At 38.2% G+C, this 24,051-nt stretch carries 25 protein-coding genes; 18 read left to right on the top strand and 7 right to left on the bottom strand.

Going from position 1 to position 24,051, the window contains the following annotated elements; translation table 11 throughout:
• Nucleotides 1-276: 276 nt before the first annotated feature.
• The 9 genes from mdh (at nucleotide 277) to BMX11_RS10785 (ending at nucleotide 7,154) form a co-directional block, all read left to right on the top strand.
• A complete protein-coding gene (gene mdh, locus BMX11_RS10745) occupies nucleotides 277-1,215 on the top strand; it encodes a malate dehydrogenase (protein ID WP_090884061.1) in 939 nt (312 codons plus the stop codon).
• A 6-nt stretch (nucleotides 1,216-1,221) separates the two neighbouring features.
• Nucleotides 1,222-1,647: an aspartyl protease family protein gene (locus tag BMX11_RS10750; RefSeq protein WP_090884063.1), complete on the top strand. Its 426-nt coding sequence runs from the start codon at nucleotides 1,222-1,224 to the stop codon at nucleotides 1,645-1,647.
• A gap of 61 nt (nucleotides 1,648-1,708) precedes the next feature.
• Nucleotides 1,709-2,146 carry a hypothetical protein gene (locus BMX11_RS10755; RefSeq protein WP_090884066.1) on the top strand — a complete coding sequence of 146 codons (438 nt, stop codon included), beginning with the start codon at nucleotides 1,709-1,711 and terminating at the stop codon, nucleotides 2,144-2,146.
• Nucleotides 2,130-2,525 (top strand): group III truncated hemoglobin, encoded by a 396-nt coding sequence (locus tag BMX11_RS10760; RefSeq protein WP_090884068.1) that lies wholly within the window; start codon nucleotides 2,130-2,132, stop codon nucleotides 2,523-2,525. Before BMX11_RS10755 ends, BMX11_RS10760 begins: the two co-directional genes overlap by 17 nt.
• 63 nt (nucleotides 2,526-2,588) lie before the next feature.
• Entirely contained in the window at nucleotides 2,589-3,125 is a 537-nt protein-coding gene (locus BMX11_RS10765) for an SRPBCC family protein (protein WP_090884071.1), read from the top strand.
• Between the two features lie 255 nt (nucleotides 3,126-3,380).
• On the top strand, nucleotides 3,381-4,058 hold the full coding sequence (locus tag BMX11_RS10770) for a response regulator transcription factor (RefSeq protein ID WP_090884073.1): 678 nt from the start codon (nucleotides 3,381-3,383) through the stop codon (nucleotides 4,056-4,058).
• Nucleotides 4,058-5,437: a sensor histidine kinase gene (locus BMX11_RS10775; protein WP_090884075.1), complete on the top strand. Its 1,380-nt coding sequence runs from the start codon at nucleotides 4,058-4,060 to the stop codon at nucleotides 5,435-5,437. The genes BMX11_RS10770 and BMX11_RS10775 overlap by 1 nt, the downstream gene beginning before the upstream one ends.
• A 268-nt stretch (nucleotides 5,438-5,705) precedes the next feature.
• Complete coding sequence (locus BMX11_RS10780) at nucleotides 5,706-6,203, top strand: hypothetical protein (RefSeq protein ID WP_090884077.1); 498 nt, start codon at nucleotides 5,706-5,708, stop codon at nucleotides 6,201-6,203.
• 24 nt (nucleotides 6,204-6,227) lie between these two features.
• The gene (locus tag BMX11_RS10785; protein WP_090884080.1) at nucleotides 6,228-7,154 is read left to right on the top strand and encodes a bestrophin family protein; all 927 of its coding nucleotides are present in this window, start codon (nucleotides 6,228-6,230) and stop codon (nucleotides 7,152-7,154) included.
• Nucleotides 7,155-7,259: 105 nt separating this feature from the next.
• Here the strand turns inward: BMX11_RS10785 and gyrB are convergent, their stop codons facing one another.
• Nucleotides 7,260-9,218, bottom strand: a complete 1,959-nt coding sequence (gene gyrB, locus BMX11_RS10790; protein ID WP_090884082.1) for a DNA topoisomerase (ATP-hydrolyzing) subunit B — start codon at nucleotides 9,216-9,218, stop codon at nucleotides 7,260-7,262.
• Nucleotides 9,219-9,592: 374 nt separating this feature from the next.
• On the opposite strand from gyrB, the gene BMX11_RS10795 reads away from it, so the two are divergent.
• The 3 genes from BMX11_RS10795 (at nucleotide 9,593) to BMX11_RS10805 (ending at nucleotide 11,528) form a co-directional block, all read left to right on the top strand.
• On the top strand, nucleotides 9,593-10,189 hold the full coding sequence (locus BMX11_RS10795) for an OmpH/Skp family outer membrane protein (RefSeq protein ID WP_090884084.1): 597 nt from the start codon (nucleotides 9,593-9,595) through the stop codon (nucleotides 10,187-10,189).
• A gap of 64 nt (nucleotides 10,190-10,253) precedes the next feature.
• Nucleotides 10,254-10,730, top strand: coding sequence for a nucleoside deaminase (locus BMX11_RS10800; protein ID WP_090884086.1), 477 nt, complete (start codon nucleotides 10,254-10,256; stop codon nucleotides 10,728-10,730).
• Between the two features lie 42 nt (nucleotides 10,731-10,772).
• On the top strand, nucleotides 10,773-11,528 hold the full coding sequence (locus BMX11_RS10805; RefSeq protein ID WP_090884088.1) for an EcsC family protein: 756 nt from the start codon (nucleotides 10,773-10,775) through the stop codon (nucleotides 11,526-11,528).
• Between the two features lie 18 nt (nucleotides 11,529-11,546).
• On the opposite strand, the gene BMX11_RS10810 is transcribed toward BMX11_RS10805, so the two are convergent.
• Nucleotides 11,547-11,948, bottom strand: coding sequence for an RNA-binding S4 domain-containing protein (locus BMX11_RS10810; protein WP_090884090.1), 402 nt, complete (start codon nucleotides 11,946-11,948; stop codon nucleotides 11,547-11,549).
• A gap of 496 nt (nucleotides 11,949-12,444) precedes the next feature.
• Between BMX11_RS10810 and BMX11_RS10815 the strand changes: the two genes are divergently transcribed.
• Both BMX11_RS10815 and BMX11_RS10820 read left to right on the top strand, forming a co-directional pair.
• Nucleotides 12,445-13,263 (top strand): 2,3,4,5-tetrahydropyridine-2,6-dicarboxylate N-succinyltransferase, encoded by an 819-nt coding sequence (locus BMX11_RS10815; RefSeq protein ID WP_175474533.1) that lies wholly within the window; start codon nucleotides 12,445-12,447, stop codon nucleotides 13,261-13,263.
• Between the two features lie 17 nt (nucleotides 13,264-13,280).
• Nucleotides 13,281-14,489, top strand: a complete 1,209-nt coding sequence (locus tag BMX11_RS10820) for a glycosyltransferase family 4 protein (protein ID WP_090884094.1) — start codon at nucleotides 13,281-13,283, stop codon at nucleotides 14,487-14,489.
• Here BMX11_RS10820 and BMX11_RS10825 read toward each other — a convergent pair whose 3' ends face one another.
• Nucleotides 14,490-15,032 carry a DUF4136 domain-containing protein gene (locus BMX11_RS10825; protein ID WP_090884096.1) on the bottom strand — a complete coding sequence of 181 codons (543 nt, stop codon included), beginning with the start codon at nucleotides 15,030-15,032 and terminating at the stop codon, nucleotides 14,490-14,492.
• 150 nt (nucleotides 15,033-15,182) lie between these two features.
• Here BMX11_RS10825 and BMX11_RS10830 point away from each other — a divergent pair, with 150 nt between their 5' ends.
• The 4 genes from BMX11_RS10830 (at nucleotide 15,183) to miaA (ending at nucleotide 19,044) form a co-directional block, all read left to right on the top strand.
• Complete coding sequence (locus BMX11_RS10830; RefSeq protein WP_090884098.1) at nucleotides 15,183-15,749, top strand: L-threonylcarbamoyladenylate synthase; 567 nt, start codon at nucleotides 15,183-15,185, stop codon at nucleotides 15,747-15,749.
• A 137-nt stretch (nucleotides 15,750-15,886) separates the two neighbouring features.
• The gene (locus tag BMX11_RS10835; RefSeq protein WP_090884100.1) at nucleotides 15,887-17,296 is read left to right on the top strand and encodes a CCA tRNA nucleotidyltransferase; all 1,410 of its coding nucleotides are present in this window, start codon (nucleotides 15,887-15,889) and stop codon (nucleotides 17,294-17,296) included.
• 95 nt (nucleotides 17,297-17,391) lie between these two features.
• Nucleotides 17,392-18,042, top strand: a complete 651-nt coding sequence (locus BMX11_RS10840) for an IS1096 element passenger TnpR family protein (RefSeq protein ID WP_090884102.1) — start codon at nucleotides 17,392-17,394, stop codon at nucleotides 18,040-18,042.
• Nucleotides 18,043-18,135: 93 nt separating this feature from the next.
• Nucleotides 18,136-19,044 carry a tRNA (adenosine(37)-N6)-dimethylallyltransferase MiaA gene (miaA, locus tag BMX11_RS10845; RefSeq protein ID WP_090884290.1) on the top strand — a complete coding sequence of 303 codons (909 nt, stop codon included), beginning with the start codon at nucleotides 18,136-18,138 and terminating at the stop codon, nucleotides 19,042-19,044.
• Nucleotides 19,045-19,278: 234 nt separating this feature from the next.
• On the opposite strand, the gene BMX11_RS10850 is transcribed toward miaA, so the two are convergent.
• The 4 genes from BMX11_RS10850 to BMX11_RS10865 form a co-directional block, all read right to left on the bottom strand.
• Complete coding sequence (locus BMX11_RS10850) at nucleotides 19,279-20,568, bottom strand: SGNH/GDSL hydrolase family protein (RefSeq protein WP_090884104.1); 1,290 nt, start codon at nucleotides 20,566-20,568, stop codon at nucleotides 19,279-19,281.
• A gap of 12 nt (nucleotides 20,569-20,580) precedes the next feature.
• Nucleotides 20,581-21,804 carry an OmpP1/FadL family transporter gene (locus BMX11_RS10855; RefSeq protein ID WP_090884106.1) on the bottom strand — a complete coding sequence of 408 codons (1,224 nt, stop codon included), beginning with the start codon at nucleotides 21,802-21,804 and terminating at the stop codon, nucleotides 20,581-20,583.
• 80 nt (nucleotides 21,805-21,884) lie between these two features.
• Complete coding sequence (locus BMX11_RS10860) at nucleotides 21,885-22,196, bottom strand: DUF3467 domain-containing protein (protein WP_090884108.1); 312 nt, start codon at nucleotides 22,194-22,196, stop codon at nucleotides 21,885-21,887.
• Nucleotides 22,197-22,311: 115 nt separating this feature from the next.
• On the bottom strand, nucleotides 22,312-23,919 hold the full coding sequence (locus BMX11_RS10865; RefSeq protein WP_090884110.1) for a sulfatase family protein: 1,608 nt from the start codon (nucleotides 23,917-23,919) through the stop codon (nucleotides 22,312-22,314).
• Nucleotides 23,920-24,051 lie beyond the last annotated feature (132 nt).

Here is a 24,051-nt window from a genome sequence, read left to right on the forward strand (position 1 = left end):
GTAACATAAAAAAATGTTACAAGAAATTATGTTACTAGTTGGTGTACTTTTTAATGCGTAACCCAAAAAAATACACAAAAAATAATTCACAAATGCGATTATCATTTCGTAATCCAGCATCCCTATGTCGCATAAAAAAGACTATGCTAGCCAAGCTGTGGATAAAGTTTTGAAAAGCATTTTTTAACCTTATATTTATTTCTACCTTCGATTAATATTTAAACAACAAATTAATCCCATTTTGGGATAGGATGAGCACACCTTAAATACAGATATATGAAAGTAACGGTTGTTGGCGCAGGCGCAGTTGGCGCAACCTGTGCAGATAATATTGCCCGGAAAGAATTAGCGAATGAGCTGGTTTTGTTAGATATTAAAGAAGGTTTTGCCGAAGGTAAGGCCATTGATATGATGCAAACCGCTACGCTTTTAGGCTTTGATACCAAAATTACAGGCGTAACCGGCGACTACAGTAAAACCGCTAATTCTGATGTAGTGGTCATTACTTCCGGTTTGCCACGTAAGCCAGGAATGACCCGCGAAGAATTGATCGGGATTAACGCTGGTATTGTTAAGGGAGTAGCAGAAAACATATTAAAATTTTCACCCGAAGCCATTTTTATCATCATCAGTAACCCTATGGATACGATGACTTACCTGGCATTGAAATCTCTTGGACTACCTAAACACCGTATTATTGGTATGGGTGGAACACTGGATAGTTCTCGTTTTAAATTCTATCTTTCACAAGCACTAAATTGCAACCCAGGCGATTTACAAGGTTTTGTTATTGGAGGCCATGGTGATACCACTATGATTCCACTAACCAGGTTAGCTACCTATCAAAGCTTACCAGTAAGCCATTTACTAGATCAGGCAACACTGGATAAAGTAGCTGCCGATACGATGGTTGGGGGCGCAACCTTAACAGGCCTTATTGGTACCTCTGCCTGGTATGCACCGGGAGCAGCAGGAGCAGCATTAGTTGAAGCGATTTTACGCGACGAAAAGAAACTTTTTACTTGTTGTATATCATTAGAAGGCGAATACGGACAAAACGATATCTGTTTAGGCGTACCTGTAATTATTGGTCGCAAGGGTTGGGAAAAAATCATTGACTTTAAATTGAATGACGACGAGCAGGCAGCCTTTAACAAGAGCGCTGATGCGGTTAGAAATATGAATAATGTTTTAGCAGAAATGAATCTGGTATAAGTAACCATGAAAACCATTTCAATACCTTTAAAACTGATTAACTTACAAGACGACGGCTTCCATCTTTTGGTGGAAGTTGTTGTTTTTAAACAAAAGCACTTTGCCGTAGTAGATACAGGGGCATCAAGAAGTGTTTTCGATAAAGCTTTGATTGAGGAGCATCTTTCAGAAACCTTGCAAACCTCCGAAGAAATCAATGCAGCTACCTTATTTACCACCACTACAACCATACAGGCCACCATCCCTGAATTAAAAATTGGTAAGCTAAAAATTAAAGACTATGAAACTGTTGCCTTTGATTTGCAATCCGTTAGCGAAACCTATCTGCAGTTTGGTCACCCCCCTATTTCCAGTATCATTGGCGGCGATATTCTTTGGGAATACAAAGCCATTATCGATTATGAAAAAATGGAACTGCTGCTAAGAAAATAATTTATTTTTCTGATCTCCATCATTTTTTAACTGCCCGTTAATTGGATATTTGTCTTTGAAAATGAAAAGATATTTAGCTGTTTTTTGCACTTTTTTTTGGGCGGGTTTAATTGCTGGTATCAGCTTTCTAGAAGCACCGTTAAAATTTCAGGCACCAGGCATAACCATTCCCCTCGGACTTGGAATTGGCCAGCTGGTATTTCAAGCTTTAAATAAAATTGAAATTGCTTTCTTCCTTGTGCTCTCCTGTTGTATGCTGGGAATGAACCTAAAAAACTACAAAGGTATTTTATATGCTATTCTATTAGCCGTTATGCTGTTTGACACCTTTTGGTTGTTACCTTTGTTAGATAAAAGAGCCATTTTAGTACTCAAAGGAGTTTCAGTAAAAGCGAGCTATCACCATATCCTCTACATCATTTTCGAAAGCATTAAGCTCTTAGCGCTTCTCATTTTAGGATTTTTAAACCTTAAAGATTCCCATGAAAAAAGACATTAATGATCGCAACGACCTGATTTTACTGGTAGATACTTTTTACGGCAGAGTACAAGAAAACCTTGTAATTGGCCCAATTTTCACCGATATCGCCAAAGTGGACTGGGCGCACCATTTACCTAAAATGTACGATTTTTGGGAAAGTATCCTTTTTGGCAAGGCTGTTTATAAGGGAAACCCAATGATCAGGCACTTTGATATTAACGATAAAGCTCCATTACAGGCTACTCAGTTTGAGGCCTGGAAAGACATTTTCTTTACTACCGTAGATGATTTATTTCAAGGTGAAAATGCTGATACCATTAAGCAAAAAGCCCAATCTATTGCAGACCTCATGCATTTCAAAATCAATTCACCAAAGCCTAAGTTCCCCATAATTTAGTATAGAATTTGATATTAATTCGAGGTTTATTTTTTAACTTTAAGTAAACCAAATCAACTTATTATGAAATTCCTAAAAATCTTCGGTGGCATTATTGTCATACTACTCTTAATCTTTGTAATTGGAGGGTTGTTTTTACCCGAAACCTATTCCGTTAGTCGCAGCGCTGTAATCAATGCTCCAGATAGCACCATTTACACGAACATTGCAGATTTTAACCAATTCGTAAAATGGAATCCCTGGTCTAAAATGGAACCTTCTGCTAAAATCACAGTTTCCGGACCAACTGCTCAGCCAGAGCATTTGTATCAATGGGAAGGTAAAGAAACCGGAACCGGCCAGATGAAAATTGTTAAAGTTGAGCCAGACAAAATGATTGACATTGAACTGAAATTCATTAAGCCTTTTGAAAGCCTTGCAGATACAAAATTTGCCATTCAACCAGATGGAGCTGGCAATAAAGTAACCTGGAGCATGACTGGTGAAAATAATCTAATCAGCAAATGGATGGGCGTTTTTGTAAGCATGGATAAAATGATTGGTAAAGATTTTGAAGATGGATTGAAATCACTAAAGGAAAAATCTGAAAAAGGAAGTTAAAACTCCTGTTCACTTAACATTCAAATGCCTGAAATACCTATGTTTCAGGCATTTTTTTTCGAAGTCAGATGAACCAATATTCACCAGGTCATCCATTCTTACATGTTACATCTAAAGGAAGTTCCTGTTTCAAAATCATCATACAGCAGCTAACTACAAACAATTATCTCATAGTTTGGTTAAAAAGGGGTAAAAACTTACACAAGTTTGTTTTAGAATTTTGTTATCTGCCATTTTTTAGATTATTTGCAGTAAATGAATTTATTACTAGTAGAAGATGAGCCCAATGTGGTATCAGTAATTTCAAGAGGATTAACTGAAGAAGGGTTCACCGTGAGTATTGCTCCTGATGGTTCTACAGGTAAACAAATGGCGCTCGAAAACAATTTTGATCTGATTATACTCGATATTATGCTTCCGGGGATAAACGGGTTGGAACTTTGCAAAATTATTAAGCAGGAAAAACCCAATACCCCTATTATTATGCTTACCGCCCTGGGCACTACAGAAAATGTGGTAAACGGGCTGGATAACGGGGCAGATGACTACCTGATTAAGCCCTTCAAATTTGCCGAACTTTTCGCACGAATCAGAATGTTACTGAGAAGATATAGCGGAATTGTGAACCAGGATCAGATCATCAATATTGCAGATTTACAAATCAATTTAACGGCGAAATCGGTAAGAAGAGCCCAGGAAGATATTATTCTAACGGCAACAGAATATCGTTTGTTGGAGTTTATGGCCAAAAACAAATCCAAAATCCTATCCCGAATTGATATCCTGGAAAGTGTGTGGGACATTGATTTTAATTTAGGCACCAATGTAGTAGATGTATATGTTAATTACCTGCGGAAGAAAATAGATAAAAATGCAACACAAAAACTTATCCATACGGCTGTTGGATTAGGCTATGTATTAAAAGAAAAATAATGGAAATAGCCAAGAAGATCACCCTGTTATTTGCCATTCTTTCCGCAATTATTATTTCACTTCTCAGTGGTTTTGTATGGTATTTTGCTAATGATTTTGCTTTCGAAGATTTTTACAAGCGATTGGAAGCCAGGGTAAAAATCACGGCTCAAATTAAGCTTTATGAAGACGAAAACAATAAGGCCTATGCACAAATGCGAAACCAGTACCTGGAAAGATTACCCGCTGAAAGGGCATTTATAATTGAAGCTAATCCTAAAAAAAACAATAGCTTAAAAGCAGACATTGTATTACCTAAAACTTTTGTACAAAGTATTAATTCTGGCAAAACCGCTCGTTATAGGATAGAGAACCACTTTTATGCAGGAAAATATTTCAAAATAGGAAATAAAGACTACATCGTTATTGTTTCTGCAAACGATCCCTTTGGTTTTAGAGAATTAAAAGATCTGCAAAAAATCTTAATTATCGGTTTTTTTCTTTCTGTCGTTTTATCCTTTTGGGTAGGCTGGCGTTTTTCTAATTACATGCTCATGCCCTTAAGAAACATCATTAAAAGTGTTAAAAGGATAAAGGCAGAGAACCTACATTTAAGATTAGATGTAAAGAAAGGTAGCGATGAAATGTCGCAACTGGCAGAAACATTCAACAATATGCTAAACAGGTTGGAAACGGCCTTCGAAACTCAAAACAATTTTATCAGCAACGCCTCACATGAATTAAGAACACCCCTCACCATTATTAGCGGAGAAGTGGAACTGGCTATCAAATCAAACCAGGATCCAGCCAAGCAACAACTTGCTCTTAACAAAATTAAAGATGAGGCAGACAGGTTAGAACACATTTTAACCAGTTTGCTGGGCTTAGCACAATCTGGTTTCAATGGAAAAAATCAGCCCTGGGAAGAAGTGAGAATGGATGAATTGCTTTGGGAGATAAAAGAATCTGTACATCAGGTACATCCGGATAGCATCATAGATATAGACCTGAGTAGGCTTCCAGAAAATGAGGAACTGTTAACGGCTCGCGTAAATAAAAACCTGATCAAACTGGCCATCAGCAACATTGTAAGTAATGCCTGCAAGTATTCTAACTACAAACCCGTACATGTACTCATAGAAAATACAGGGAACACCATTTCCGTTGCAGTAACAGATCAGGGAATTGGAATACCACAAACAGATGTTCAGCATATTTTCGAACCTTTTTTCCGTGCTTCAAATACCAACGACTATAAAGGCTACGGTGTAGGCCTCCCCTTATCATTAAATATTATCAGGCTTCATCGTGGGAGCATTGCCATCAAGTCGCAAGAAGGTATTGGAACAGAAATTAAAATCCTGTTACCCCACTCGGGATGGCTTTTCACCTCAAGCTAATTCACCCATCTAGCTATCAAGCAAAAAAGCAGTTCGAGCGCTCATTTTTTTCTAATTGCCATAAGTTTTACAGGTATTTTGCGATAAAATTTATCTTAAATGGTTTCAATGTCAAAATAAATCACTTATTTTACAATTTATAACCATCCAGGCTGCATTCAGCCTAAAATGAGGTAAATTCTAATCTCATTTTAATCCTGTTCTTATTCTACTCTTATTTCATCGATGTAAACTTGTATAAATTAATTATTTAAACAAGATAAAAGCTATGAAAACAGTACTTGTCCCAACAGATTTCAACTTAGAAAGTGTTCAAATTATAGATGCGTTAATCCAGGATCAACCTCATGAAACTTTCAATATCATTTTCATTCACGCTTTCAAAATATCCGATTCGATAACAGACATGTTAATGCTTAACAGAAGAAGCAGAGATTATGAAAATGTTAGCGATGAGTTTTATCAATCATTAAACGATTACAAAAGTAAGTACCAGGATCAGTTAAGCCGCGTAGGCATAGAATACTTTTATGGGAGCACTGTTGCCGCATTTAAAAACTTTATTGAACACTTTGAGGTAGAATATATTGGTTATCCCAAAAACTACAACTTTAAACCTATCAACAAGTTCAGCATTGATCCAAAGTATTTAACCGAAAGATCAGGATGCAAATTATTAGTATTGGATACCACTAACATCCGCAGAAAAGAAAATCTAATTGATACTCGCATTGAAGAAAAGCAATTGCAGGATGCAAATGCTTAATTAATCACTTAAAACCTTTATATTATGCTGTTACGAAATAATATTCCGCTCACCTATATTTTTGGAAAAATTAAAAAAGAGCTACTTTTTGTCATAGCGTATTCTATCGGCATAGTAGTTTTATACCAGAACTTTCACGTTACCCGTATTTCAATACCTGTAGCGGTACCAGCATTACTTGGAACGATAATCTCTCTACTGCTAGCCTTTCGATCTAACCAGGCTTACGATAGATGGTGGGAAGCCCGAACACTATGGGGTGCAATAGTAAACGACTCAAGATCAATTTCCCGCCAAATCCTGTCTTTTGTTGAAAACCCATATGGTTTAGAGGAAGTAGACGAGTTCAAGGAGAAGTTCATTAAACGACAAATTGCCTGGTGTTATGCCCTAAGTCAAGCATTGAGAGGCTTTTCGGCAACAAAAGGACTCGAAAGGTATTTAGATGCAGAAGAACTTGCCTTCTTAAAGAAGCGCAAAAATGTAACTACTTCTATTTTAGAACTCCACGGCATGGATCTAAAAAAAGCGCTGAACGAGGGCTGGATTAATAAATATCAGCAAATTGAGATCGATAAAACGATTACAGCATTATGTAACCACATGGGTGGATCTGAAAGGATTAAAAATACAGTATTCCCCGTTACCTATAGCAAGTACATCAACATGTCTATCCACTTGTTTATTGTGCTTTTACCTTTTGGTTTGATTGAGTACTTTGGCTATATGGAAATCCCGTTGGTAGTAGCCATTGCCGCATTCTTTCTACTGGTAGAAAAAATGGCTGTTCACCTTCAGGATCCGTTTGAAAACAAACCAACTGATACACCAACCACCACCATTTGCAGAAACATAGAAAGGGATTTATGTCAAATGTTAGATGATAATAAATTGTATGAGGATAAACCTCAAACCGAATTGGCCCAGGTTGGCTCTTATTACATCCTATAATTTTATCTTTTAAACAAAAAGCTCTTCAAGGAAACCTTGAAGAGCTTTTTTTATGGTCAGCTTGTGCTTTAGTCTTCCAGCGTGAAGCCTTGAAGACTCAGCTTACTAAGCATCAATTTTAGCATATTTGGCATTACGTTCAATAAACTCTCTACGAGGAGCAACTTCATCGCCCATTAACATAGAGAAAGTATGATCGCATTCTGCAGCGCTTTCAATAGTTGCTTGCATTAATGTACGGGTTGCAGGATTTAGGGTAGTATCCCAAAGCTGCTCAGCGTTCATCTCACCCAAACCTTTGTAACGTTGAATGTGTACACTATCTTCTTTACCTGCCCCTTTTAAGCGTTGTACCGCAGCATCACGCTGTACATCATTCCAGCAATATTCAAAATCTTTACCTTTCTTCACCTGATAAAGTGGTGGAGAAGCGATGTAAACATAGCCAGCTTCGATTAACGCACGCATATAACGATAGAAGAAAGTTAAGATCAGTGTGGTAATGTGTGAACCATCAATATCCGCATCCGTCATAATTACGATCTTGTGGTAACGCAGTTTAGTTAAGTTCAAAGCCTTATCATCCTCTGGTGTACCAATGCTCACCCCAATAGCGGTAAACATATTCTTAATCTCGTCATTCTCGTAGATTTTGTGCTCCATCGCCTTTTCTACGTTCAGGATTTTACCTTTTAGTGGTAGAATAGCCTGATAGTTACGGTCGCGACCCTGTTTAGCAGTACCACCTGCCGAGTCACCCTCTACTAAGAAAATCTCACATTTTTCAGGATCACTGTCAGAGCAATCGGCCAGCTTACCAGGTAAACCTGAACCGCCCATTACACTCTTACGCTGAACCATCTCGCGAGCTTTACGCGCAGCGGCACGGGCTGTAGCAGCTAAAATTACCTTATTGATAATCAACTTGGCTTCTTTCGGGTTTTCTTCCAGGTAATTACCTAATGCTTCTCCTACTGCAACATCTACAGAGCCCATTACCTCACTGTTACCCAGCTTGGTTTTGGTTTGTCCTTCAAACTGAGGTTCTGCTACTTTTACCGAAACTACTGCAGTTAAGCCTTCCCTGAAGTCATCACCGGTAATTTCCATTTTTACATTTTTCAGTAAGCCCTCTTTATCTGCATAGTTTTTAAGCGTACGGGTTAAACCGCGACGAAAACCTGCAATATGGGTACCACCTTCATGTGTATTAATGTTGTTCACATAAGAGTGAACGTTTTCAGAATAACTGTCGTTGTATTGGAAAGCCAACTCAACCGGAACACCATTTTTGATACCTTCGATATAAATCGGCTCGGCTAAAAATGAAGTACGGGTTCCATCTAAAAAGGCAACGAATTCTTTCAATCCACCTTCAGAATGAAAAGTTTCAGATAAGAAAGAACCATCAGCCAGTTGCTCGCGTTCATCGGTTAAGCTTAATTTAATTCCTTTATTCAGGAAAGCTAATTCACGTAAACGGCTTGCAAGTGTATCGTACTTATACTCTAAAGTTTGCGTAAAAATCTCTGCATCCGGCTGGAAGGTTTGAATAGTTCCAGTACGATCAGAAACACCAATCTCTTTAACATCAAACATCGGTTTACCACGCTCATACTCCTGGGTAAAGATTTTACCTTCACGGTGTACTACCGTTTTAACATGGGTAGATAAAGCGTTCACACAACTTACCCCCACACCATGCAAACCACCAGAAACCTTATAAGTGTCTTTGTCGAATTTACCACCGGCGTGTAAAACCGTCATTACAATTTCCAAAGCAGATTTACCTTCTTTGGTATTAATTCCTGTAGGAATACCACGACCGTTATCCTCCACTGTGATAGAGTTGCCTTCGTGTATGGTTACAAAAATATCGGTACAGTAACCTGCAAGAGCCTCATCAATAGAGTTATCTACAACTTCATAAACCAAATGGTGCAAACCTTTTACACCAGTATCGCCTATATACATTGAAGGGCGCTTACGCACCGCTTCTAATCCTTCTAAAACCTGTATATTATCCGCCGAATAATTCGACTTCTGTTCTAATTCTTCGCTCATAAATAATGATAAAACAATAAGTATCAAAAATACGAAATTTTAGCCATATAGCCCAATATGTGGATAAGTTTTACACGATAAAAAGCGTTAAAAATGAGTAAAAAAAACGTTTAACGTAAATAGATCCGATCATAAATTAAAAAGCTTTAAATCCTGATAATCAGCTGGCATGCTGAGTAGATTATCAAACCTATGGCTTACACTTCTCATTTCACAGGAGCTAAGTTGCCATGCATCGATAAAGAAAAGACCATTACCTTTTCGGGTTAAGTCTGATTTAAAATTATTAATGCGGATATGATCGCTTTAACCCATTGATAAAATTGCGATTGATGCCAATTTTATATAAGTTTGCTAAAATTTATTAAACAATAATGGAAAGAAAAACCTTTAAAACCTTTGGTTTATTCGCATCGGCAGCATTAATTACTGCATTTTCTGCGTGCCAAAACAAAGAGACTAAAACCACAGAAACTAAAAAAACAGATAGCACTCAAGCTGTTTCCTCTACTGATAAGATTGTATTTATAAACCAGGATTCATTGTTAACCAAATACGAATACTATAAAGATCTTAAAGTTAAATTTGAAGGAAAAACTAAAAGTGCTCAGTCTGATATGCAGGCTAAAGGGCAAGCTTTCCAAAGAGAAGTTGCACAATACCAACAAACTGCTGGCAATCTATCTGCCGATCAACGTAAAGAAACAGAAGAACGCTTAGCCCGTAAACAACAAGAATTGCAAACTTACCAACAAAATGCAGGTGGTGCTTTGCAAAACGAGCAAGCAGTAGAAACTGAAAAATTGTATGATAAAGTTGCGGGTTACCTTAAAACTTATGCTAAAGAAAAAGGCTACAAAATGGTTTTAACGTATTCTAAAGGCAACAGTGCAATTCTATTCGCTGATGAGAGCTTAGACGTTACCACCGATGTAATTAAGGGATTAAACGCTGAATACAGCAAAAAATAATTTTAACAACAATTAAGATGATGCCCCGTAAAAATCGGGGCATTTTTTTTGTGCTTTTTTTCACATGGAACATACACACGAAGATTTTATGAAGATGGCCATTGCGCTATCTGTAAATAATGTACAAGAAAATATTGGTGGGCCCTTTGGTGCCGTTATCGTTAGAGACGGGAAGGTTATTGCCCAATCGGCCAATAAAGTAACGACAACCAACGATCCAACCGCACACGCAGAAGTATCTGCCATTAGACTGGCTTGTTCTGCCCTGCAAACTTTCGATTTAAGTGGCTGCGTGATCTACACCAGTTGCGAGCCTTGCCCCATGTGTTTAGGTGCTATTTACTGGGCAAAGATCGAAACCATTTATTACGCCAACACTAAAAATGATGCAGAGGAAATCGGCTTCAGTGATAAGTTTATTTACGATGAACTGGAAAAGCCAATGCAAAAAAGAACGCTTCCTGTTATCCAAATGATGCGTAAAGAAGGACTTGAAGCCTTTAAGCTATGGGAAACCTCCCCCATGAGAATCGAATATTAGCCATTGTTTGAAACAATAAAGCTTGCATTCCGTCTTAATGTTATGACCTATGACGAAAAAATAGCTACCGAACTGGATTTTTGGAAATTTAAGATTTTGCAAAAACCCTCTCTATTGAATAAGGTTACCGATAAGGTTCAAAAAAAGATCAATAGTTATATTCCTGACAAAATACATCAGGGCATTACTGCAACCATTAAACAAATGGTTAAGGCAGTACTCTTCGGATCAACCTTTACTACCTCAAAGGCCCTCAGTGATCTAAGTATCATGCATAGGGAATCGCTTAGTAGACAAAAAATAGAGACTTTTAAAAAAACGGGGGCTGCCGAGGGAGGTATTACCGGAGCGGGAGGTTTCTTAATGAGCATGGCCGATTTCCCTATCTTACTGGGCATTAAAATGAAAATGCTTTTTGATATCGCCGCAATTTACGGTTACGATGTAAAAGATTACCGGGAGCGTTTGTATATCCTACATATCTTCCAACTCGCCTTTTCCAGTAAGGAAGAAAGCAAAAATGTTTTCATAAAAATGCAGGATTGGGATAATAAAGCACATCTGTTACCTACAAATATTGATGAATTTGATTGGCTAACCTTTCAACAACAATATCGTGATTATATCGATCTGGCTAAGCTTGCACAGCTTTTGCCCTTTGTTGGCGCAGCGGTTGGGGCCGTTGCCAATTATAAATTAATTGAAAAATTAGGAAAAACAGCAATGATGAGTTACAGGATGCGTTATTTTAACATGCAAACGATTCAGGAAACGAAACCCTTGCAAATTAAAAACTAAGCTGTCTTTCCAAGGCACTTAATCTTCCTCTTCAAACATTCCAGTGATTAAATCATCAGTTTCCCTCCTATCCTTTTTCGTGGGGCGGCCTGCTCCCCGATCACGCTTCAATACAGGTGAATGAAAAGCACTTTTAAAGGCATGGGTTTCCTCAGGAGGTGTTAAATCTTTATATTTCGTTAGGGCCGTTGGCGAATCTGTTCGGTTGTAAGAGAAATCTACCACTTCGATTATCTTCTTCTCAATTCCTTTCGAAACCTGATAAACATCGCCAATCTTAACAATTGCAGATGGTTTGATGTTCTGACCATTCAACTTTACCCGCCCGGCCTTACAGGCATCAGTGGCTAAACTCCTCGTCTTAAACAGCCTTATCGCCCACAAATATTTATCTATCCTAAGTTTTTCTACTTCTCCCATGACAGCCAAAATTAATAAATATCTGGGACTTCAGGACGGTCTTGTTGAACTGGGTAATTGTTGAATTGTTTAACTGTTTAATTGCTGGATAGTTTAATTGCTTAACTGTTTAATTGTTCAATTGCTAAACTGTTAAATTGTCGGGGGGCGCTAAAATTGTTGAATTGTTTAACTGTTCAATTGCTTAATTGTTCAATTGCTGAGGTCACTGATTGAAGATTCTGTAGACTTCACCCCCTAGTTTGGTAACGATTGAACAATAAAGCCACTCAGCAATGAGAACTTGAAACTGTTGAATTGCTTACTATTGAATTGTTCAATTGTTTCAGGCGCATTGATTGATGATTCTGCATACTTGGCCGCCAGTATAGTAACGATAGAAAAATAAGGCCATTTAGCAATCAATAGCCACCTACATTCGATTTCGACTTAAATAACAATATTCCCTTTCAAATAGATAAAAATTGATTTATTTTGCGTAAAATTTAAAAACATCATGTATTCAGATTTAAAGAAATTAATTGAAGCCGCTTGGGAAGACAGAAGTCTTTTGAAATATAGCAACTATTGTGAAGCCATCGAAGCCGTAATTATGGGCTTAGATAAAGGTGAAATCCGTGTTGCAGAACCTGTTCTAAACTCTTGGGGCATTAATGAGTGGGTAAAAAAAGCCGTAATCTTGTATTTCCCAATCCGTGAGATGAAAGAAATTAAAAGCGGCCCATTTGTTTACCACGATAAAATGGATTTGAAAACCGATTATAAAGCTACAGGTGTTCGTGTAGTACCAATGGCAAGTGCACGTTACGGCTCTTTCTTAGCTAAAGGTGTTATTATGATGCCTTCTTATGTAAACATCGGTGCTTATGTAGATGAAGGTACAATGGTTGATACCTGGGCTACTGTAGGATCATGTGCACAAATTGGAAAACGTGTTCACTTAAGCGGTGGTGTTGGTATTGGTGGTGTATTAGAGCCTGTTCAAGCTGCTCCCGTAATTATTGAAGATGATGCTTTCCTGGGTTCGAGAGCTATTGTTGTGGAAGGGGTTAAAGTAGAAAGAGAAGCGGTATTAGGGGCAAACGTAGTTTTAACAGCATCAACAAAAATTATTGATGTAACTGGTCCTACACCAGTAGAATATAAAGGAATTGTTCCTGCACGTTCGGTAGTGATCCCTGGAAGCTATACTAAGAAATTCCCTGCTGGAGATTTCCAGGTTCCATGTGCTTTAATTATTGGCAAACGTAAAGAAAGTACAGATAAGAAAACTTCCCTTAACGACGCGTTGAGAGAAAATAACGTAGCGGTGTAAGCTAAAAGAATAAAAATTTGAAAGCTGAAAGCATAGATCATACTGATAAAGTCGAAAGTACCGAGCTTGAAAAATCAAGCTCGATGCTTTCAGCTTTTAGCTTTAAAATCGGATTCGACGGCAAACGAGCAGCCAATAACCTAACCGGATTGGGTAATTATAGCAGATTCTTAATTGGACAGGTAGCAACGCGTTTCCCCGAAAATGAATATTTCATTTATACGCCAAAAGTCAAATCGGCCAGGCAAATCGACTCTTTTCTTGAAAACGATCAGCTGAAATTAAAGCTCCCCATTACCGGAGGATTTCTATGGCGGAGTTTCGGCATATTGAAAGATATGGCCATGGATGGCATACAGCTTTATCATGGGCTGAGCCACGAGATTCCTTTTGCTATTCAACATACCACCATCAAATCTGTAGTTACCATACACGATTTAATCTTCCTGCGTTTTCCGCGATATTACAAACTTATTGACCGGAAATTTTATCACATCAAAAGTAAGGCTGCATGTAAAAATGCAGATAAAATTATCGCTATCAGCGAGAAGACAAAGCAAGATATTATTTCCTATTTTGGTACCGATCCGGATAAAATTGAAGTGATTTACCAAAGTTGCGACGACAGTTTCAAAACAGCCTTTGAAGCCGAACGGTTAAGTAAAATTCGTCACCGCTATAAACTGCCCGAACAATACATTTTAAATGTAGGCACTATTGAGGAGCGCAAGAACCTTAAGCTTTTAGTTACGGCATTAAAAAATGTACCCACAGATTATAAATTGGTTGTTATTGGCAAACCCACCCCATATTATAAGACGGTAGAAAAAGAGATTGAGCAATTAAATTTAAAGGATAGAATTATTTTCTTAAAAAATATCCCCTTTGCAGATCTTCCCGGTATCTATCAAATGGCCAAATTATTTGTTTACCCCTCATTTTACGAAGGCTTTGGCATTCCTGTTATCGAAGCTTTATATTCTCAGGTTCCAGTAATCGCGGCTACAGGATCTTGTCTGGAAGAAGCTGGTGGCCCAAATAGCCTCTACGTACACCCCGAAGATGCCGAAGAATTATCTATTGCCATCAATGACGTTTTAAGTTCGCCTGCAAAGCAAAAAGAGATGAAAGCAAAAGGGCTGGAATTTGTTCAAAAATTCAACAGCCCTTTGGTTACTGATCAGTTAATGAATTGTTATCTACAATTATTAAAACCAATCGCTTAATTATTTTGGTGGATATTGTGCAAGAATCTCTTTAACTCCGCTTTGTACACGTTCTTCTCTTTTGCTCATATTATCTAAGTTGAAGCCACTTCCTCTTCCGTGCCAGATTAATATTTTTTGCTTAGGATCTAGAAAGTCGATAATGATGGTGCCTTCCATGTATTGATCCACGCTGTTCATACTTGGCCCCCAGAAAGGAGATCTCCAACCCCAGCCCCAGCCGCCCCAGCCATAATAACCAGGTCCGTAATTATAAACATCAACTCTTTCTCTCGCTACAACGACCAGGTTTACCAGTAAATCGGGCTTGGCAGCTTTAGTAAATCCTTTGGCATTCATTTCGGCTTCAATGGCTGAAAGCATACGCCTTTTGTCCAGGTTATTTAATTTTACCCTCGCAATTCCCTTATCGTAGAAGTTATAAGTTTTATAACCTGTGAAGTCAATTTTCTTGTCGTAATCAGACGATGTCCGTAATGTGGTACATGCAGTTAATGTCATTACAACTGCAATGAGCATTAACAATTTGTGAGCTGTTTTCATTATGTGTAATTTATATTTTAATAACCTAAATAAATATACTTATTTCTTTGTTAAAAAACGATTGGTATTCGCCATTTGTTTCATCTTAATACCTTTATTACAATGGATTAACCATTTTTAACATTTGAACTTAAAAAATTAACTTTGTACATGCTTAAAGAAGAAATAAACAAGGCTTTGGAAGTGCTGAAATCGGGCGGGGTAATCCTCTATCCTACCGATACCATTTGGGGCTTAGGCTGTGATGCTACCAATGCCGCAGCGGTAGACAAATTACTTAAAATCAAGAATCGCCCTGCTGAAAAAAGCCTGATTGTATTGCTCGACACGGATAATAAACTGCAAAGTTACGTTACGGAAATTCCAGATGTTGCTTATGATTTAATTGAGTATGCAGAGAACCCGTTAACCGTGATCTTTTCCAATGCCAAAAACCTAGCTCCTAATGTCATTAATGCCGATGGAAGTGTAGGTATCAGAGTAGTAAAGCATGATTTCTGTACACCGCTGATTCAACGATTCAGAAGCCCCATTGTTTCCACTTCTGCGAACCTTAGTGGAGCACCATCTCCTAAGAATTTCGATGATATCGACCCGCAGATTGTTGATCAGGTAGATTATGTGGTCGATTTTGAACAGGAAAATCAAAGCAATAAAAAACCTTCAACCATAATTAAATTAGGGCCGTCAGGTCAATTTGAGTTTATTAGGAAGTAATTTTATTACTTTTGCATAAAGTTTAAACCTGGCTGATCAGCTCAAATTTATTTTTGGGTTGCTACGCTAAAAGATGCCAACCTGCAACCAGGCTAAGGCACACCTTAATATATTTCGGTTGGACTACTCCAGAAATCATGCAGCAACACTTACAAAATCCGATATTCAAAACGCTGTCTGCTATTGCAGATAAGAATAACACCGAAGCTTATGTTATTGGTGGTTTTGTACGCGATTTATTTTTAAATAGACCTTCAAAGGATATTGATGTGGTGGTAATTGGTAGTGGAATCAATTATGCGGAAGCAGTGGGTAAAAAGTTAAACACCAAAGTTGCTATCTTTAAAAACTTCGGAACAGCAAATCTAAAACACCAGGATTTAGAGGTCGAATTTGTAGGGGCAAGAAAAGAATCTTACCGTTCTGATTCGAGAAAACCAATTGTGGAGGATGGTAGCCTGGCTGATGACCAGATGAGAAGAGACTTTACCATAAATGCATTGGCAATCAATTTAAATGCACAAAATTTTGGCGAACTTCTCGACCCTTTTGATGGTGTAAAAGATTTGGAAAACAAGCTAATCCGTACCCCACTAGATCCGGAGATAACTTTTTCGGATGATCCACTCAGGATGATGAGGGCTATCCGTTTTGCCACACAACTGAATTTTAACATCGACGAGCAGGCAATTAATGCCATCAAATCTCAAAAACAGCGCATCAGCATTGTTTCTAAAGAAAGGATTACGGATGAGATGAATAAAATTATTCTCTCTCCAAAACCATCCATTGGCTTTAAACATCTTTTCGATACTGGCCTTCTGCAATTAATTTTCCCTCAAATGGCACAACTTTATGGCGTTGATGTGATTAAGGGAAAAGGTCATAAAGATAACTTCTACCATACCTTAGAAGTACTTGATAATATTTGTGAACACACAGATGATCTGTGGTTACGATGGGCTGCCATTTTACATGATATTGCCAAACCAGCCACCAAACGCTTTGAAGAGGGGCACGGCTGGACATTTCATGGCCATGAGGACAAAGGTGCCCGAATGGTGCCGAAAATTTTTGCCCAGCTGAAGCTACCCTTAAACGAAAAAATGAAGTTTGTGCAAAAACTGGTACAGCTTCACCTGCGCCCTATTGTTCTGGCTCAGGATGTAGTTACCGATTCGGCTGTTCGCAGACTACTTTTTGATGCCGGAGAAGAAATTGAGTCGCTCATGATGCTTTGTAATGCAGATGTGACGACGAAAAACGAATACAAAAAGACGAAGTACAGAAACAACTTTGAACTCGTAAAGCAGAAATTAAAAGATGTAGAGGAGCGGGATAAAATCCGTAACTGGCAACCTCCCATTACAGGAAATGACATTATGGAAACTTTTGGATTAGCTGCGGGAAGAGAAGTAGGCTTGATTAAAAATGCCATTCGGGAAGCTATTTTAGAAGGGGAAATAACAAACGACTATAATGAAGCGTTTAATTTTATGCTCAATCAGGCAAAACAAATGGGTTTAAAACCTGTTAATAAAAATTAATTCATCAGAAAACATTAATTCCGACTGCATTTGTTGCATTTGCTGTTTTGCGTTGATGTAAATTAACTTTAATTTTACGGTTCCAAAATACAAAAATGGCTATTTATAAATTTAGAATTACTTTTGAAGATTTTGATGATGTTGTAAGAGAGATCGACATTAAATCAAACCAAACCTTTGAAGACCTGCATAAGGCTATCCATAAATCTACGGGATATAATGCCGAAAAATCTTCTTCATTCTATGTAAGTACAGATAATTGGTTAAAAGGAGATGAAATAGCTTATTTGCCTACTGAGCGCAAGAAAGATCGGGTTGTATTAATGGAAAAATCCAAATTGAGCGGTTTCATTGAAGATCCTCATCAGAAATTCTATTACACTTACAATTTTGATCGCCCTTACGATTTTCACGTTGAACTGGTGAAAATTATTTTGGATGCAGATCCTAACATTGAATATCCATTTTTAGCAAAAAGTAGTGGTGAGGCACCTAAAATCATGGAACAGAACAGTCCTCAGGCTGTAGATCCGCGTGGTGCAAGTGCTACTGCAGGAGAGTTCGATTTCTTAAATGAAATGAACTTTGTACCAGAAGACACTGATGAACTGGAAGCTATGGGCGAAATGGGAATCAATGAAAAAGAAAGGGATGATGAGGATGAAAGTGAAGAAGAGGATGAATTTGGCGATGAATTCTCTGACGACGATAATTACGATGATGATAGCCGTAGAGACGATTATTAATTATCTTAACCCATATACCATCGGACAATAACCCGATACTTAACAACAAAATTAGTCAGATGAAATCCATCTGACTTTTTATTTTTTATGCCCATGCCTTTAACAAAGACCTTAATATCAGTTGTAGGCCCTACGGCCATTGGTAAAACTGCTTTGGCTATAGAACTTGCTCAACATTTTGAAACAGAAATTATTTCTGCAGATTCAAGGCAGTTTTTCAAAGAAATGGAAATTGGTACAGCCAAGCCTGATGCGATTGAGTTGGCAGCTGCAAAACACCATTTTATCGACTCCCATTCGGTAACCAAGTTATTTAGTACAGGCGATTTTGAGCAGGAAGCCTTAAAAACACTGGAGCAAATCTTCGAAGCACATAACATTGCCATTATGGTGGGTGGTTCGGGCCTTTATGTAAATGCATTATTGAATGGACTAGACGAAATGCCTGAAATCGATCTGACGATCAGGGAGGAATTAAATAAAAAATTTGAAACTGAAGGGCTATCCGCTATTCAGAGTCAATTAGCGGAACTAGACCCCGAGTATTTTGCCAAAGTTGATCAAAATAATCCGCAACGCATGATAAGAGGTTTAGAAGTTTTTCTCTCTACCGGACAGAAACTCTCTTCAATGCTTTCCTCCACAAAAAAAGAAAGACCCTTCAATATCATCAAAATAGGCTTAAATACGGATAGGGCTGTTCTCTATGACCGCATTAACCGAAGAGTTGATTTGATGGTGGAAAAGGGTTTAATTGATGAAGTAAAATCACTCCTGCCCTTTCGAAACTACAATGCGCTGAATACTGTAGGCTATAGTGAGATTTTCGATTATCTTGATGGAAAAGTTAAATTGCAAGATGCCATAGCTGCAGTAAAACAAAATACCCGTCGTTTTGCCAAACGACAATTAACGTGGTTTAGGCGAGATGAGGAAATTACCTGGTTCGAGCCTAATGATCTACAGAATGTAATTGCTTATATCAGGGAAAGACTTAAATAAAAGGATGTATACTCACTTTGAGCTTGCGGAAACGCCTGCAATGCTATTAACTTAAGCTAAATGCTGTCAGTCTGACAATCCATTTTAGTTTTCTCCTTAAGTTAAAAACATTGGAAACGCCTGAGATGTAAAATTTCAATAATGAGAAGTTAAGATAAACTAAGGCAAATCTTAATTCCCTTAACTTCTCAATTTTAGAGCTATTTTAAATAGAAATACAACTATTAATTTCTATTAATTTGGAAATTTAACGCCCCTGTATTGCGTAATATCAATATTGGGAACAGTTGAAGCGTATGTAGCATTAATCGCATCTATAAACACATTGGCAATTACGGCATTTCCGCGTGGTGTAAGGTGTATACCATCCAAAGAGAACGCTCCACCTGTAATAAAGGCAGAATTAATCCCCACCCCTTGTATCATGACACCGGTTTTGACCTGATTAAAGTAAGCATATGTATCTGCAATAGCTAAGCCTTTGCTCGTAGCCAACGATTTAATGGTACTGTTATAACTATTTACATAATCCTTAATCTTAGCTACCTCGTCTTTATCTAATACCCAGTTGTTGGTAATTGGATTTAACGGGTGCAAACCATAAGGAATTCCTCCTGTAGGCACGCCAAACAATCCTTCGTTTTGGAAAGGTAACCGAATTAAATCTTCGTTGGTAGCAGCCCTAACTGCCCCTGTTCCCGTTTGGATATAAACTGCTGTTGCCGCGGGATTAATGGCTTTAGCCGCACCTAATAATGCGCTAACCGTTACTGTATTAAAATAAGGCACCGCCGTAACGTCAGGAATAGTGCCTACAACACCTTTTTGGCCATTTGCAGTTAAGGAGTTAATTAAGTTGGAATATAACAAGGCGAAAGAGGCCTTATCAGTTAAAACAGTTGTCGGATCTGTTAGTACTGTTACCCCGCCATTTAACGCGTTTCCCAAGGCATCATTATTTCCTAACCACAAAGAAAAGAAAGTATGATTTCGTCCTTGAACAAACTGAAAATAAGTGGTATTACCTACTTGTGCATCCGGCAATAGCCGCTCGAAATAAGGATTTAAAGCGCTGAACTGACCAGCAAAGGCCAGATCTACCCGCATCCCAGGAACGCCCAGATTTTGTACCTCTGTTGTATATTTAGTTAAATGGCCTGCAGCATCACGAAAAGCCAAGTTATTGGTTACTTTTCCAATAGTGGGTGTTCCATTCACTAAAGCAGTTAAACTGGCGTATCCCGACCCGTTAGCCTGTGCCTCGGTGAAAAACGGAGAAGTAAAACTCCCACCACCAACTGAAGCCATCTTCTCTGCCATCAAATTGGGATAGGCTACCATTTGTCCTTCTAAATACAAACCTCCATCAGCAAAACCAGAGGTTAAAGAATTTCCCACTGCAATATATTTACTGAAATTAGCAGTACCAGCGCTGGTTCCTGCAGGAGTATCAATTTCAGGCTTACAAGATGCCGCAAAAAGTAAGGTAACAGCAATAAAACTATTTAATATATATTTTTTCATAATACTTTTCCTCTACCATTTATAAGTTAATGAAAGGCCTGGGGCATATACGAGTGTTTTGAAAGTACCGTCTAAGCCAGTCTCTATATTTTTCTGCTTGCGCGACTTCACATCTTCAAAGAAAAATGAGGCATTTACTTCAAAGTGGCTTGTTGGGGCATAGCCCACACCAGCACTTAAAATATAACGGTCAGCGTCTGGCGCTTCGGGCGTTACATATCCATCCTGTACCGGGGAAAAAGCATAACCAACGCCTGCCCTTAAGGCAAGCTTATCACTCGCCTGATGATTAATCCCTAATTTAAACGAAGAACCATCACGATAATTACGTGCTGATTTTGTATCTGCCAAAGCAGATGTATTGGTTGCATAATCAAAGGCTAGTTCTTTATAAACATGCCACTGTACCCAACTGGCATCAAAAGCCAACTTAGTAGAAGAAGATAATGGAATACCTATTCCCAGTGTAGTAGTAGCGGGTAAGGGAAGCTCGGCATTAAAAGTATTCCCAGCAGGAAAAGATGATTGTAAGGAATTGGGCACTTCAAATTCAGCACTTCCGCCATTAAGCTTAGTAACCACTTTTGATTTGTGAACTACCGCAAAGGTAATGTTACTTAAAGTATTGATGTAAATACCAGCATTCCAGCCGTAACCAGTGCCGGTACCATCCAATGTTGCCTTACCCGATCGACCGTCAGGAAAATTGACCGGAAGAGCCCTTTGCAAATTCACATCTCCATGGTTGTAAACAAAGCCCGCTCCAATACCAATTCTATCGGTAATTTTAATACTCAAAGTGGGTTGAAAATAAATAGCCTTTAGGTTTAATGAAGTTAAGGTATATTTTCCCGACCAGTTATCACCCCAGTCTACCAAGCCCCCAAAAGGGGTATATACACCTAAACCCAGCTTCCATTTCTGTGATTTTGGCCCCCATACGGCGTAAAATTCAAATGGCGGAGCAATCTTATTCTTTACGTCTTCAGTAATATTTGATCCAGTTTGCCTAAATGCAGATTTAAAAAGGAGGGGATTAACTCCTGCTGAGATAGAATTCTTTTCCAGGAAAGTTACTGCCCCTGGATTAAAGAAAACAGAAGCCTCATCTAAAGCCAAAGCAGAACCTGCTCCGGCCATACCAATTTGCTTCTGTCCTTGTAAATTAACCTGAAATCCTTGCCCAAAAACCCAGAAGGGCGTAGATAGTAATACGCTCAATAAAATTTTTTTCATGCTTATAGACGCTTGTAAAACAAATACATACTATGCTAACATAGCAGACAAACATTTGTTTTAAACAATACTAAAAAGCATTATGCCTGAGCAGTAGGTCCTCCAAAGCCCATTGGGAAAGGGGGTTCCTCCTGTGTTTTAATGCGTCCATTTATAGCTTCAAACTTGGCAATATTATCTTCCAATGCAGATAATAAGCGTTTCGCATGCTCGGGTGTTAATATAATTCGTGACTTTACTTTTGCTTTAGGGATACCAGGCATTACCCGGATAAAATCCAATACAAACTCGGTATTAGAGTGCGTGATAATGGCTAGGTTAGAAAAAATTCCTTCTGCTATCTCTTCTGATAGTTCTATATTCAATTGGTTATCGTTTTGTTGTTCTTCCATGATATTCAAAAGTAAAAAATCTTCGGTTATGAATGGTGTAAACACACATCTTTATGAAGAGTTTTAAAAAAATAGTTTAAAAGCGTTTCACAGATTTAAATCACAAGCCTGAAACCTAAAGTTGTTGATTAAAAATCGCCAAAGCTTCTTTATCCTCATTTGTCAGAATCAGTGCTTTTAGCTTCTCTTTAAGTTTTTCCTTAACTGCACTATATTTTTTATTATCGATAAGGTTATCTAATTCTTTAGGGTCGCTTTTTAAATCGTAGAGTTCCCAGGCCTCAACGCCTTTATAAAACCTGATTAACACATAATTATCTGTTCTGATGCCAAAATGTGGAGAAACATGATGTGGGCCGGGATATTCGTAGTAATGATAATAGCCACCCTCCTTTTTCCAGTTTTTGATATCAGGATTTTTTAAGACGGGTAAGAATGATTTTCCCTGCATAAAATGAGGTTTTGAAATACCCGCCAAATCCAGAATAGTTGGAGCCCAATCTACATTGGAAACTACTTGATTAAGCTTTTTATCCTTAAGTTGAGGCAATTGTGGAATGCGTATAATTAACGGGGTTTTTAGAGATTCCTCATACATAAATCGTTTATCAAACCATCCATGCTCTCCCAGGTAAAAACCTTGATCGGAAGCGTAGATAACAATGGTATTTTCAGCCAATCCATTTTGATCCAGGTAATCTAAAATCTCCCCAATATTTCTGTCCAGGGATTTGGCTGTGGCATAATAATCCTTCATGTAACGTTGAAATTTCCATTCTTTCAAAGCATTGCCAGATAAGTTAAGCTTTTCAAACTCTTTCGTAATTTGACCATAATAACTGCGGTATGCCCTACTCTGGATACTGTCCATCCTGGCATATTCCCCCTGCTGATAATACCTCAAAATAGATTCCTCTATCTCCTTTCCTTTTACTGCTTTTTGCTGAGGCTGATTATTCACACTAGGTTTTTCACCGAATGGTTGTTTAATTTTCAAATCTGTTTTGAGGGTCATCACCGCTCCTATCCCCATTAACTGTTTAGCCGCGGCAGATCTACCTTTAAAATCATCATAAAAAGTGCTTGGGAGGGGAAATTTGAGGGCATCATAGGTACCAAGATCCTGTAAATCGGGGAGCCATTCTCTATGTGTGGCCTTCTCACCAACCACAAGAAAAAAAGGCTTATTGGTATCTCTTTTTTCCAGATAACTTTTAGTCAGTTGCGTAATCACATCGCTTACATAACCCTGAAACAGTACGGTATCATTTTTCTGGTTAATAAAATCGGGGTTAAAGTAGTGCCCCTGAACCGGCATCACATTCCAGTAATCGAAACCATGCGGCAAGCTTCCGAGGTGCCATTTACCAATCCAAGCAGTTTGGTAGCCGCTTTCACTTAATACCTGAGGAAGAAAACGCTGATTAGTATCTAAAACACCATCATTAACCTTATATCCGTTTTTATGGCTATACTGACCTGTTAACAAACAAGCTCTACTTGGACCACAAATAGAGTTGGCTACAATAGCATTGTTAAATAGTGCTCCTGATTTTGCAATTCGATCGATGTTAGGAGTCGAAATTAGCTTGTTTCCATAGGCGCTAATGGCCTGGTAAGCATGGTCATCTGATAAGATAAAAATAATATTGGGACGCTTAGATTGAGCAAAAGAGACTACAGTACATAAGCAAAAGACTAAAAAGAGAAAATAGCGCTTCATACGAAAAGTGATCAAAATGTTTAGTCCAAATATAACCGCTTTTCACAAAATTCTCTGGCCAATACGACATCCCAATCGCTTTTATAAAGAAAAACCCTTCAGGAAATTAATCCTGAAGGGTTTTAAGTATTT

The organism is Pedobacter rhizosphaerae (assembly GCF_900111155.1).
Taxonomy (GTDB): Bacteria; Bacteroidota; Bacteroidia; order Sphingobacteriales; family Sphingobacteriaceae; genus Pedobacter; species Pedobacter rhizosphaerae.